The organism is Desulfomonilaceae bacterium (genome assembly GCA_041662605.1).
Lineage (GTDB): Bacteria > Desulfobacterota > Desulfomonilia > Desulfomonilales > Desulfomonilaceae > CAJBEZ01.
This window is the reverse complement of record JBAZSD010000004.1, coordinates 1-12,327: the sequence shown is the minus strand read 5'-3', so window position 1 is coordinate 12,327 and position 12,327 is coordinate 1. Positions and strand designations below refer to the sequence as shown.

General features: G+C 45.7%; 12 protein-coding genes and 1 other RNA gene. 9 read left to right on the top strand and 4 right to left on the bottom strand.

Annotated elements, in window-relative coordinates; translation table 11 throughout:
• Positions 1–14 precede the first annotated feature (14 nt).
• Positions 15–641 carry an aminoacyl-tRNA hydrolase gene (pth, locus tag WC647_04400; protein MFA6221532.1) on the bottom strand — a complete coding sequence of 209 codons (627 nt, stop codon included), beginning with the start codon at positions 639–641 and terminating at the stop codon, positions 15–17.
• A 68-nt stretch (positions 642–709) separates the two neighbouring features.
• On the opposite strand from pth, the gene WC647_04395 reads away from it, so the two are divergent.
• Together WC647_04395 and WC647_04390 are read left to right on the top strand one after the other, a co-directional pair.
• Positions 710–1,084, top strand: coding sequence for a metallopeptidase family protein (locus tag WC647_04395; protein MFA6221531.1), 375 nt, complete (start codon positions 710–712; stop codon positions 1,082–1,084).
• Positions 1,081–3,285, top strand: coding sequence for an ATP-binding protein (locus tag WC647_04390; protein MFA6221530.1), 2,205 nt, complete (start codon positions 1,081–1,083; stop codon positions 3,283–3,285). Before WC647_04395 ends, WC647_04390 begins: the two co-directional genes overlap by 4 nt.
• A 23-nt stretch (positions 3,286–3,308) precedes the next feature.
• Here the strand turns inward: WC647_04390 and yedF are convergent, their stop codons facing one another.
• On the bottom strand, positions 3,309–3,947 hold the full coding sequence (yedF, locus tag WC647_04385) for a sulfurtransferase-like selenium metabolism protein YedF (GenBank protein MFA6221529.1): 639 nt from the start codon (positions 3,945–3,947) through the stop codon (positions 3,309–3,311).
• Positions 3,948–4,105: 158 nt separating this feature from the next.
• On the opposite strand from yedF, the gene proC reads away from it, so the two are divergent.
• A complete protein-coding gene (proC, locus tag WC647_04380; GenBank protein MFA6221528.1) occupies positions 4,106–4,924 on the top strand; it encodes a pyrroline-5-carboxylate reductase in 819 nt (272 codons plus the stop codon).
• A gap of 56 nt (positions 4,925–4,980) precedes the next feature.
• Positions 4,981–5,526, top strand: a complete 546-nt coding sequence (locus WC647_04375) for a hypothetical protein (GenBank protein ID MFA6221527.1) — start codon at positions 4,981–4,983, stop codon at positions 5,524–5,526.
• 75 nt (positions 5,527–5,601) lie between these two features.
• Here the strand turns inward: WC647_04375 and WC647_04370 are convergent, their stop codons facing one another.
• The gene (locus tag WC647_04370) at positions 5,602–5,898 is read right to left on the bottom strand and encodes a hypothetical protein (protein MFA6221526.1); all 297 of its coding nucleotides are present in this window, start codon (positions 5,896–5,898) and stop codon (positions 5,602–5,604) included.
• Positions 5,899–6,200: 302 nt separating this feature from the next.
• Between WC647_04370 and WC647_04365 the strand changes: the two genes are divergently transcribed.
• The 5 genes from WC647_04365 to ssrA all read left to right on the top strand — a co-directional run bounded on the left by WC647_04365 (position 6,201) and on the right by ssrA (position 10,061).
• Positions 6,201–7,007, top strand: coding sequence for a PTS system mannose/fructose/sorbose family transporter subunit IID (locus WC647_04365; protein ID MFA6221525.1), 807 nt, complete (start codon positions 6,201–6,203; stop codon positions 7,005–7,007).
• Between the two features lie 6 nt (positions 7,008–7,013).
• Positions 7,014–7,304, top strand: a complete 291-nt coding sequence (locus WC647_04360) for an HPr family phosphocarrier protein (protein ID MFA6221524.1) — start codon at positions 7,014–7,016, stop codon at positions 7,302–7,304.
• Positions 7,282–9,114, top strand: coding sequence for a phosphoenolpyruvate--protein phosphotransferase (gene ptsP, locus WC647_04355; protein MFA6221523.1), 1,833 nt, complete (start codon positions 7,282–7,284; stop codon positions 9,112–9,114). The genes WC647_04360 and ptsP overlap by 23 nt, the downstream gene beginning before the upstream one ends.
• A 2-nt stretch (positions 9,115–9,116) precedes the next feature.
• Positions 9,117–9,596, top strand: coding sequence for an SsrA-binding protein SmpB (gene smpB, locus WC647_04350; protein ID MFA6221522.1), 480 nt, complete (start codon positions 9,117–9,119; stop codon positions 9,594–9,596).
• Positions 9,597–9,705: 109 nt separating this feature from the next.
• Positions 9,706–10,061, top strand: a transfer-messenger RNA (tmRNA) gene (ssrA, locus tag WC647_04345).
• Between the two features lie 792 nt (positions 10,062–10,853).
• Here the strand turns inward: ssrA and WC647_04340 are convergent.
• Positions 10,854–12,194, bottom strand: a complete 1,341-nt coding sequence (locus WC647_04340) for a hypothetical protein (protein ID MFA6221521.1) — start codon at positions 12,192–12,194, stop codon at positions 10,854–10,856.
• Between the last annotated feature and the right edge of the window lie 133 nt (positions 12,195–12,327).

Below are 12,327 nucleotides of genomic sequence, written 5' to 3'. Positions count from 1 at the left end.
GGCAAGAGAAAACCTTATACGGATTCGGAGTCGACTATTGCGACATCCTTAGTAGTATGAATTACATGTTGGGCGTTTTCAATACCCTTATCTATGATTAACTTGATAGCGTCTACACCCAAGGCTATGAGTTGTTTCACAATTGGAATCTCACAAGGCTGAAACGGACTCAGCACATAGTCTTCCGCAGCGATTCCCGACGGAGGCCTCCCTATCCCGAGACGGATTCTGATGAAATCTCTGAATCTAAGCGAGTCGGCTATCGATCTGACCCCTCTGTGGCCACCATCACCCCCGCCCACTTTAATTCTTAGTCTCCCAAGACTTATGTCCAGTTCATCATGAACGACAATCAATGCCCTGTAATCGATATTTCGATTTAAAAATACCTTGGACACAGCTTTGCCACTCAGATTCATGAAGGTTTGCGGCTTTACCAGTATTAGTTTCCGTCCCCCATACTCTGCCAGGCATGTCAAAGCTTCATGCTTGACGGGAGACCACGTACAGGCAAGTTCATCAGCTAGCGCGTCGACAGTCATAAAGCCAATGTTATGCCTGTGAGAGCCGTATTTCCTACCCGGGTTGCCTAGACCGACCACCACAAATATTCTACTGTCAGATTCATTCAACAACTTCACATTTATGCCCTTTTCTGTTAGAGCATCCTCTAATCTCTATTTTTGTAACATGTCAAGTTCAATCTCCCATGGATGAAAACTTATTCCGAAAAAAAGCCCTTGAAGCCCTGGAAAAAATTCCGGCTAGTTTTCTTGAACACCTTGAAAACGTAGAAATTATGGTCGAAGATTTTGCGGACGCAGAAATTTTGAAGTCCTTGAATATCAGTTCAAAGTGGCGATTACTTGGATTGTATGTCGGAAATCCACTTAGCCAACGCAGTTTTTTTCAGACTAATCTTCTACCTGACCGTATTTACTTGTTCCGATTGCCAATACTTCGTTCCTGTGAAAAAGAGACAGACATTGTCCAGGTGATAAGTAATGTGATCCTTCATGAGATCGGACACCACTTTGGTTTTAGTGATGATGAGCTTCATGAAATGTCAAGGTTGACCTCTTGAAAGAAAACTTCAAAATCGAACTTGAGAAAAAGAAACGAAGAAGAGAACTTGTTGTTTCTTTATTTTCAGCGCTGGCGATTGTGGCGCTGCTTTTCGCTGGTTCAGAACTCACCAGATCCGGAGGTGAGGGGCCTTTTAGCGGACACTTGCTTCTGTTCTCCCTGCTTGGAATTGTAATACTCCTGCTCATCTTGATTATATTTTTTCTCATAAGGAACCTTTTCAAGCTCGTCTTTGAACGTAAAGGCAAAGTCCTGGGCTCAAAAATAAAAACCAGGCTAATACTTGCTTTTGTAGCCCTGACTCTTGTGCCCACAGTGGTGCTCTTTATCGCCAGCGCCGGTGTCCTGCATACCACCATAGACAGTTGGTTCGCTTCTCAAATCGAAGAAGCGTTGACATCCGCTGTGGTTATCGGCCAGGCCTACCACCAGAAAGCCTCCGAAAACGTTGCCAAAAGCGCAGAGAGACTTTCTGATGAACTTATGCGGAACAATATCACATCCGCTGATCAACCTGAAAAAACCACGAACCTTATAATGTCCGAGATGCCCAATCTGGGCTTGAACGTAGTTCATGTCTACTTCGGGGAACACGGCAAACCGTTGCAAATTTCTTCCGGCAATCTCGGAGACGTTACCATTCCGCAAGTGATCCCAAGTTTTCTCAAAATAGGTCGTCAAGGTTCTGACGCTTCCACAGTAATCAAACTTGATTCCGGTGAGGATCTGGTTAGAGGCATCGTCCCAGTATTCTCCGGCAAAGGGGAAAAAATAGCAGGAGTTCTGGTGGCTGATTACGTGATCCCAAAGGCCCTTTCAAGTAAACTCTTCGGCATAACCAAGGCCTTTGACGATTACCAGGAGGCCAAACGCATTAAGGGTCCGGTAAAGACCACTTATATATTGATATTGTTGATTGTGGCTCTTCTCGTGATCTTTGTCGGCTTCTGGTTTGGAATGAGTATGGCCAGGGAGATAACGGATCCGATTCAGAGTCTCGCTGAGGGAACCCAACAGATTGCAACGGGGAATCTCGATGTTTTTGTTGAGCCGATAGGAGACGATGAACTAGGGGCGCTAGTACGCTCTTTTAACAAAATGGCCGGTGACTTGAGACAAGGGCGGGATGAGCTTCTTAGAGTAAACGCCGATCTGGAAAACCGGCGGAAATATATTCAGACGGTTCTAAAAAATGTGGCCGCCGGTGTTATCGCCATTGACGCTGAAGAGCGAGTGACCGCATTCAACGCTTCATCACTTAAGCTTTTAGGATTAGATTCTGAATTGGGGCTCGGTTCGAGCCTCTTTGCTCAACTTGCTGACGAAGTGGCGCAACGTCTTAAAAAAATAATATCGGATCTGAGGGAATCCGAATCAGGCGCTATTGAAAAACAACTGAAAATCTCATTCCTTGAGAAATCTTTGATCCTCCTTTGTTTTGCCAACATTCTGAAAGATGAAGCGGGAGCTGAATTGGGAGTCGTTTTAGTGTTCGAGGATTTGACTTTCCTGGTCAAGGCGCAACGAATGGCGGCATGGCGAGAAGTGGCCAGGAGGATTGCGCATGAGATAAAGAACCCTCTAACCCCGATTCAACTGAACGCCCAAAGGTTAAGACGCAAGTACCTCGCTGCTCTGGGAGAGGACGGCAGGGTCCTTGACCAATGCACCGAATCTATCATTGATCAGGTTGAACAACTGAAGAACATGGTTAATGAGTTCTCCAAGTTTGCAAGAATGCCTGCCGCCAATCCATCCCCCAACAAACTGAATGACATTATCAAAGAGGTAACGCCTTTATACCGGGCCGCAAATGAGGGAATGGAAATTCGCTTCATTCCCGACGATTCGATTCCAATTCTTGACCTGGACAAAGAGCAACTGAAAAGAGCTATCATGAATCTTCTTGAAAATGCGGTGGCAGCGGCCGGACCGCACGGTAAGGTAGAGATCCAATCTGGGTATGAGCCTATCCTTAGGATAGCCTCAGTCAGTATATGCGATAATGGCCCAGGGATAGCCCCCGAAGATAGAGAAAGAATATTCGACCCATATTTCACAAGGAAACAGGGAGGAACCGGGCTCGGATTAACAATAGTCAGCGCGATTGTTTCTGATCACAACGGTTTTATTCGAGTCAAGGATTCCGACGACCAAGGAGCATGCTTCATTGTTGAGCTTCCTGTGCGCCAGAAATGACAGCGCAGTGGTCGTAAACAACTTTAACCAGGTGAAACCACCTTCGAAGCCGTGTTGAGGGATTCAATGACCTCATACATGTTTGTTACACGCCCTGCATTTAACTGATCGTTTAACCCAAAGGCTTCGAGACAGGTCCCGCAAGAGAGAATTTCTACGCCTCTTTCTTCAAGGATGACCAATGCGTCCACCGCCTCCTGATCGACTGTAGTCAGTTTTATTCCCGAATTTATGAAAATAATTCGCCAAGGATGAGGATTAACATCAATCAAGGTTCTAAGGAACCCTCGCATTAGTTTGAGCCCCAAGTCATCATTCCCTCTACCCATCTTGTCCGACCCAATATAGACCACGTTTTTGACAGACGCGGTTTCGGTAAACGGGATTGGACAGGGAATCAGTTCTTCCTTTTCTTCGTAAGACGCTGCCCGATTCTTTATGAAGATGTCTATGACCCAGTCCGCGCCCTCATTTCGTGGCGCCTGAACGTCAGCCCCCTGATTCCTGGCGAATCGGCAGACATTCTCCTTTGAGACGTCATTGTCTACAATCACTTGCAAACGACCAACCGTTCCCTTGTCAAAGACTTTTTTTGTCTGAATGACGGGATCGGGACACTTGAGCCCACGTACGTCCAGTCTAAATATGTCGGTTTTGATCACTCTTTTTTCTCCAGGTTCATAAAAATTTTGATACGATCTCTTTCCATGCTAGATAAAACGAATGGACCCTGTTACGATGAAGTTTAATATATCTTTTTTATGTATTCAAATGCTCGATAAAAGCAATAGGAATAATCTATGCTACGGATGTTTTTGAAATGAAGACTGAGAATCTTACCATAACGCTTATCGGCGTCGGCGCCATGGGTAACGCCATAGTTCATGGCTTGGTTCGAGCCAAAGTCACGCAGGCGCGGAACATTACAGTCTTTGACATTGACTCCGGTAAAACGGCGACTTTGAAAAGTCAACTGGGAGTTCTGGTTTCCAATTCATTGGAAGACACCTTGAAAAAAGACTGCAGCGTTGTCCTGCTGGCGGTCAAGCCGCAGGTCATTGACACAGTTCTCGATTGTCTGGCTAAATCGCTCCACAGAGAAACTCTCTTGATATCAATCGCAGCCGGAATAGCCACCAAACACCTATTGGAAAAGGTGGGACATGACAGGCGTGTTATTAGGGCTATGCCCAACGCTGCGGCCATGGTCGGCCAAAGCGCTACTGCTTTGTGCAAGGCGGGCGCAGCGGACGACAGAGACCTTGAGACCGCCATTCGTCTATTCGATGCTGTAGGTTCCACTGTAGTTGTTGACGAAAAGAACCTTAACGCAGTGACCGGACTCTCCGGAAGCGGTCCAGGTTATCTCTTTGTCATTATGGAGGCCATGATTGATTCAGGGGTTCTCCTTGGCCTTTCAAGAGACATAGCCTCGAGACTGACCATACAGACTTTTCTTGGGGCGGCGTCTATGGCCGCCGAGGGCAAACCGCTGAGCGAGTTAAAAGGCATGATTACCTCACCTGGAGGAACCACCATCAATGGGCTGAGGGTTTTAGAAAGAGCGGGAACGAGGGGAGTGCTTATGGAAACGGTAGCTGCGGCTGCGGATAGGGCAGATGAGCTATCTAAACAATGACCGGGGAGCTTGCGATACAGTTCCCCAAAATCATTTGATTCGATTGAGGGCTGGCCATGTTCAGTAAACATGTGACTATGGACGAAGCGGTGTATCTTCTCGATGTTGATAGCGCAGAGAAGCTCAAGGAAGCGGAGAGCCAAGGTCTGATAAGACGGCTCAACTCCAACAACAAGAAAGAATCATTCTTAATTCAGGACGTGGTGACACTTAAGCTCGCTCTGTGCATAATGGATTTGGGTTTGGCTCCCGATAGAGCTATCCGATACGCAGAAGCCGTACTAGGGGTCCAATCAACTCAGACATTCAATAAAGCTATATCGTGGCTGGACGGAGAAACTCACGAACTTTTTTGTATGTTTGCAGATAAACAGTTGTCCAGAATTTTTATTCGATCTGTGGAAGATGGTCGAGAACTAGAAGTGGGAGCTGAAAAACCAGTGCTTTTCCCAATTTCAAGATGTGAATTGAATGTTTCCAGAGCTGTACGGCCTGTGATTACTCGAATCAGTCATTTGATGGCTTCAAAGAAAAAACATTCAAGACAATCAACCGTCAGCAACGAAAAATCAGAGCAACAAAGTCCTGCCACTGTTAAATGAGGCGAGGAGGACAAATTCTCTTCATTGGAGTAGTTGCTTTGCAGCCGCCCCGCATGACGATTTAGCAGATCAGTATCAATTGCTTTTGACGCATGATCTGATTTCAATAGCTTTAAGAACTGCCTGAAGCTGATTCTGAGCGCTGGCCTTTTTGAGTTTATAGTTTCGAATTGTGGTCATATTGCCGACTTCAATAGCCGAACCGAGAACCGTATCAATGGTCTTAACGTCATCTTGAAGGCTCTGAGCCATTCTCAACAGCTCGGCGCAATCTTTTACAACTAGATCATCGGTCCCAGAGGCTTGGGAGTTCGCTACTAGAATCAGGGTCGCCAAAATTACTGTCAGGATGCAATAAGAGCGGTTTCTCATCTAAAATCTCCTATGATATCTACTAGTTAGTGTTGTGTTAACTGGTTGCGGCCCTAATGTTTCAAGGACTTTAGAAGGTTCATATATCACAATCTATTTATGAAACAAGTTTTAAAATATGTATTTATAATATTTAATTAGAGTAAATTATGATATAAGAATAAACTCAGACAGGGTATTTTTCGTGCTGGACACGAGCTGGAACACTCTGAAATTGGTGAAACGAAAGCAGATCTCACTTCAATTTTGCATTGTCGATTTATTTTTGCGCTTTTGTCGGCCCATTGATTGACAGGGTTCTTATGGTATCTTATTTTGACCCCATGAAGCATTCCGAAGGTAGCGCGGTTTCAATGAAAGGGGTGGGCTGGCGGGTATTTCTTAGATCATTCCTGATTGAGATCATGTGGAATTATCCGCGCATGCAAAATGTTGGGTTTACTTTTTGCCTACTTCCAGCCTTGGACAGGCTGATCACTAACGAGAAACGCCGCAAAGAAGTTACTCTGAGGCAAATTGAATCTGGGAACACGAACCCCGCTTTTGCGCCAATGTGTATTGGAGCTATTTCAAGGCTTGAAGAAGGGGACTGCGCCCAAAATCCGGCTCAAATCAAAAAAAGACTGATGTCCACTCTAGCTGCTCAGGGAGATCGAATTTTTTGGGGAATATTGAGGCCTGTTTCATCACTCATTTCGGTATCTATCGCCATGATGTCTTCTTCTTTTTGGTTGGCTCCGATAATCGCATTGTTGATTTACAATGTTCCTAATGTAGTTATAAGATACGTGGGGTTCCATGCCGGCTGGGATGACGGCGTTAAAGTAGTGAGGAGATTAAAGTCCAGGTGGGTTGAAGAATCGGTTTCGGTTTTTAGAGGGCTGGTATTCCTTTGCTCAGGTTCGGTGACAGCGGTAGCGCTGATATTTGCTGTTGAGCACGCCGGCGCCGCGCAGGTCACTAGTTTGGTAGCGCTTGTGTTGCTTTTATTGGCGCTTTTCTCCGCTTCCTTCTTTGTTCTGAAGAAAAGCTTCTCTCAGACTAGACTTATTTATCCACTGTTGATTTTGCTGCTTTTGGGTTTCTCTCTTCTGCGCGAATGGACATGAGGCTAAATGACATTAGACCCAGAACTCATTGAAAAAACGATTGTTATCGGTAACGAGTTGGGCCTTCACGCCAGGGTGGCTACAGCTTTGGTTAAGACCATGAAACAGCACTCTTGTCAGGTTACCCTTGCTAAGGATGGAATGGAAGTTGACGCTCGCAGTGTCCTGGGTTTGTTATTACTGGCTGCGACTCCCGGAGCTGAATTAATGATACGCGCTCATGGCCCGGGTTCTCAGGATGCGGTGAGGCAAATATCCGAGTTGCTGGAAAACAATGATTCAGACTATAGAAGATAAAAATAGCCATTCCGATGTTCCCGGATCGACGGAGATCCCGGAAAACACCATGATCAAAGGGGTCGGTGTTTCCGTAGGTATTGGTATCGGCCAGGTAGTTCTTATAGAACGCCTTGTGGCAGATATTTGTCCGTGCAGGATACTGAGTCCGGAAGAGATTCCTGCTGAAATAGCACGATTTGAGGAAGCCGTAGACAACGCTGAAAAGAGACTTGAATCGATAAAGAGTCAGATTGATAGCAGCCATCCACTCGGGGAGCACTCGTATATTCTGGACACGCATGTGCTCCTGATCAGAGATAGAACTCTTTTTGAGGGCACGAAACGGGCTATAGAGCAAGGTCGACAGAATGCCGAATGGGCCTTGTCGGAAATTATGTCGAGAATAACCTCCGCATTTGACTCTATAAATGACGAATATCTGAAAGAAAGGGCTAGAGACGTCCACTTTGCTGGGGAACGCGTCCTGAGGAATCTTCTGGGGGTAACATCAGAGAAAAAAATACATCAACTTCCTCCCAATTCTATTCTCGTGTGTCACGATCTGTCACCAGCGGACGCAGCGCAACTGAAAAGAGAATCGGTTCTTGCCATTGCTACTGATGTAGGTGGTAGGACATCACACTCCGCCATCATGTCCAGATCGCTTAAGATTCCGGCTGTTACCGGCCTCGAAAAGGTTAGCCGGATGGTCCAGACCGGGGATACCATAATCGTAGATGGCAGTACTGGGTTAGTGATTCTTAATCCTGATCCTGAAATGATTTTCAGATATCGTCAGAGACATGAGCTACTAAAGAACTATCATCAATCGCTGTTAGCTTTTGGTCGGCTACCTGCCGTGACTCGTGATGGTGGCCGCACAATCCGAATCCTTGCAAACATAGAACTGGTTGATGAGATCGATATAGCCGTTACTCACGGTTGCGAAGGAATAGGTCTTTTTAGAACCGAGTATCTGTTTTTAGGGAGGGAAGATCTTCCATCTGAAGATGAGCAATTTGAGGCCTATCGGGCGGTAGTTTCTCTTAACAAGCCTTATCCTGTCACGATCCGGACTCTTGATATCGGAGGTGACAAGATAGCGAGCAGCCTGAATCTTCCCCACGAAACCAACCCGGCGATGGGATTGCGAGCCATCAGGCTATGTCTGAGTTTAAAGGATCTTTTTAAGACACAATTAAGGGCTATTCTGCGAGCCGCGACTTACGGATCGTGTCGTTTGCTCTTTCCGATGATTTCATGCATCACTGAAATCCATAGTACCAAGGTTATTCTGGAGGAAGTGAAATCCGAGCTGGCAGCGGAAGGTGTTCCGTTCGATCAGCGTATCAAGCTCGGGATCCTTGTCGAAGTGCCTTCGGCAGTGGCCATAGCTGACCTTCTGGCTCGTGAGGTTGACTTTTTCAGTATTGGCACTAACGACCTGATTCAGTACGCCCTTGCGATCGACCGGCTCAATGAACACGTGAATTATTTGTACGACACTTTGCATCCAGCGGTCTTGAGGCTTATCAGGCAGGTTGTCAGCGCTGGACAGGCCTACGGAGTCAATGTGGCTATGTGCGGCGAAATGGCGGGGGATCCTGTTAACGTGCCTATTTTGGTCGGCCTGGGAATAGATGAGTTGTCAATGAACGCCTTATCCATACCGCTTGTGAAAAAATTGATCAGGTCAATATCCTATGATGAGTGCATGGAATTAACCCATCAGGCATTTCAGATGCAGTCCGCTCAAGAGATTCATGATTTTCTCGAAAGATGGATTTTTGAGAGATTCCCAGGGGATTATTTCCTGAGTCAACAGTAATAATGAAAACCCCCCAGGCTGAAAACATCAAGATAATTTGTAAGAATCGGAAGGCTTTCTTCAACTTTGAAATTGAAGACACCTTTGAATGTGGCATCGTTCTGCTTGGTTCAGAGGTCAAGTCTTTACGGAATGGGAAAGCCAATCTGTCCGATTCATACGGAAAAGTTCGCAATAGCGAAATATTTCTTATAGACGCTCACATATCTCCATATGAGCAGTCCAATCTCCTTAACCACGACCCATTGAGACAAAGAAAGTTGCTTCTACACAAAAGGGAGATCAAGCGACTTACAGGTAAGGTGGCGGAAAGAGGATTTTCCCTAATACCTTTGAAAATGTATTTTAAAAATGGTAAGGTAAAAGTAGAAATGGCTCTGGCGCGCGGCAAGAAGACCTATGACAAAAGGGAAGTCATCAAGAAAAAGGAACAACGGCGAGAACTCGAACGGTTGGTCAAATTCCGCATTCAGGGGCGTTAGCAAGGAAAGAGAGTTTTTTATAGTTTTGATTAATTTCATTTCCTTTGCTTTTCGGGAACAATTCCGCTATCACGCCTGTCAAAGAGTACAGGTAGAATGAAATTCCAAAGGGGGCGCACTGGTTTCGACGGGGACAGTTGAGATCGAGGTTGCATGTCGAGCCCTCCGGCGACTCGGTAATCCGCTGGAAATAAATATACTCGCCGATAATTACGAGTACGCTCTAGCCGCGTAAGGCTAGCGTTTGCCCTCTCTTTTCCTGTGAGAGTGGAGCAGGCGAGGGAAAGCAGGATAGCTGATTTCTCGGACCCGTTGAGAATGATGCGAAAAAAATAGCGGGTTGGTCTGATGAGTACCGTGTTCGAGGGGGACGAGTCAGACGAGACAACAAAACTCGAAACAAACATGTAGATGCCTCAGGTCGAAGGTTTTCGGACGCGGGTTCGATTCCCGCCGCCTCCACCAGTAACCTATTGAAATGATTAAGAACTAGACCCTAAAAAGTTGTCCGCAACTTGTACGCAAAATCAGTTTATGTAATGCTTTAGGGATGTTAAGTAACTGTGTTTTGTTAGGGCGCGCAAATTTACAGTTCACTTAATTTTTATCTTCAAAGTTATAAACCGCCCGCCCCCGCAAAGAAAATCATTCAAGAAAAACCGTAAATACTATGAAATTAATCGTCACTACCGTTACTATCGTCATTCTGCTGTAAATACGGCACATTATGAGTGACGATTGTGGTCACGGTATCATCACAAGGGAAAAAGTATCGACTCTGCCGAAATCCTAACCCAAAGTATAATATTCAGTTCAAGTTGGACAGATTCGAGAGAACAGAAAACAACAGTGGCAACTCAATAATCAGAAACTAACAACTTTTTCCTGTTGAAATGTCTGAAACAGTACAATGGAAACATCAGAAACATTACAACGAGAGACGCCATAACGATTCAGCAGACATCACTAAATTGCATCAAAATACGCTGAACGTATCGGCGTTTTAGCGACGATACTCATTCGGGTAGGGTCTAACATGGGTAGGCATGAGTTTTTCTAAAATACCACCATATAGTGATTAAAAACCTCAGTTTTAGCTCCATCAGTTAATTCCCGTGAAACGGGACTGAGGATGTGAAGGCGTTCCTTCCCACAAAAAATACCCCCAACAAATAGGAGGTCTGTTGAGGGATACAGTGTTATGAGACGTTAATAAGATGTTTATGTTGTAATGTGGAACTTTATTTCCTAGTTAATTTAAGGACATACCTCCGTTTGTGGCTGATTGAAGCAAACGACGATATTGCTAATGGTAAAATCTCCAGCAAGCCTATGTCCTTCGAAAAGTACCCTATAGGGATTGGCATGGTTTGTAATGAAGACATCTTGTGATCCACATAATTGCAGAGTCACAGTATGCGTTCCTACGGAAAGATTTGGGGTATCCTTTTGCACATATATCGAGAGATTATCACCTTGAACATAAACGCTTAGATCCCTGTCGGGGGGCGGTGTATAGTTTGTAGTATATGTGAAAGTTACCGTTACATAAGCACCAGGAGTGAGTTGAGAATAGGGAACAACCCCCTCGTTGAATGGGCTAAAGAAGTTGTTGTCGCCCCCTGCTGCTGTGCGGCTCAACGCACATCCACCACTCACCGCAGCCGAGGCAAGAGCAGCCCTCCCAGGAGCGTATTGCTGGTTCCAGTCTCTCTTAACCTTTTGAGTAAGCATCCTTCGTAGATTACGCGGGCTCTTGAATATAGGTTCCGGCATGGTAACAGGACTCTCACCCTTAATAATATTCTCCATCTGGAAGCCCACATTTACAAATGCCCCAATGTTGTTCCAGGAACCATTAACTTTATCATTTCCATATTCATATCGGACGGTGAACATCCCATCTCTGGTTGTTAGGTCAGCCCCTGTCATATAGCCATAAACACTATTTCCAACATCGAACTTGTAACCGGCAGCCTTTAGACGAAGGTCAAGGGCAGAATCGAACAGCGCATGGGAATACCCAGCCTGTATATCGAAACTGGAGCCCTGGTTCCTGAATGCGTTTAAGATGCTATTGGAAGCGAACAGGTCACCATACCAGTTGGCGTTCAAATCAACAGCGTCACTGGAGCCCATATTCGCAGCCATTTCCAATCCAACACCACCTGAGGAATACCAGTTGTTGAATAGTCTCGATGTGTCATAAAAACCACTTATGCCTATAAGTAGCTGACTCGACATAATCTTGCGATAGCCAGCGCCTATAGACAAATCTACCCTGTTGCTGGCGCCTCCTGATGGTTTCTGGGCGAAATTCCAATAGTTACCGTGGGCTTCCCCAAAGAGAACAGCGTCATTGCCGAGATTATAAGGTAGGAGATAATCCCCGCTGACTTGCCCGCTGCGGACCTTGTCACCAAAATAGTATTGAAAGCCTAATTCTAAGTTTGGAATAGTCGGCATATATGCGCCAAGCATACCGCTGGAAAAAGGTATGACATCTGATTGCCTGAGTATGTCGCTGGGTGCGGGGAATGCAGTTGTCCTTGCGGTGGGCGCAATACCCTGAGCCTCGCACAGGGCCGTAAAACCCAAAGAGAACTGTTCAGCGACAATTACACTTGAGCGTCAACGACAATTACATTTGTGCATCTTTCGGTGAGTAGTTGTCTGTTAGAGATGTCCATAATTTGTTGGAAGGGGGCATTGTTTTGCAGACGACTGACGC

Bases quoted from the DNA above. Each gene is read 5' to 3' on its own strand.
- WC647_04395 (MFA6221531.1), top strand. From the start codon at position 710: ATGGATGAAAACTTATTCCGAAAAAAAGCCCTTGAAGCCCTGGAAAAA.
- proC (MFA6221528.1), top strand. From the start codon at position 4,106: ATGAAGACTGAGAATCTTACCATAACGCTTATCGGCGTCGGCGCCATG.
- WC647_04375 (MFA6221527.1), top strand. From the start codon at position 4,981: ATGTTCAGTAAACATGTGACTATGGACGAAGCGGTGTATCTTCTCGAT.
- WC647_04370 (MFA6221526.1), bottom strand. From the start codon at position 5,898: ATGAGAAACCGCTCTTATTGCATCCTGACAGTAATTTTGGCGACCCTG.
- WC647_04365 (MFA6221525.1), top strand. From the start codon at position 6,201: ATGGTATCTTATTTTGACCCCATGAAGCATTCCGAAGGTAGCGCGGTT.
- WC647_04360 (MFA6221524.1), top strand. From the start codon at position 7,014: ATGACATTAGACCCAGAACTCATTGAAAAAACGATTGTTATCGGTAAC.
- ptsP (MFA6221523.1), top strand. From the start codon at position 7,282: ATGATTCAGACTATAGAAGATAAAAATAGCCATTCCGATGTTCCCGGA.
- smpB (MFA6221522.1), top strand. From the start codon at position 9,117: ATGAAAACCCCCCAGGCTGAAAACATCAAGATAATTTGTAAGAATCGG.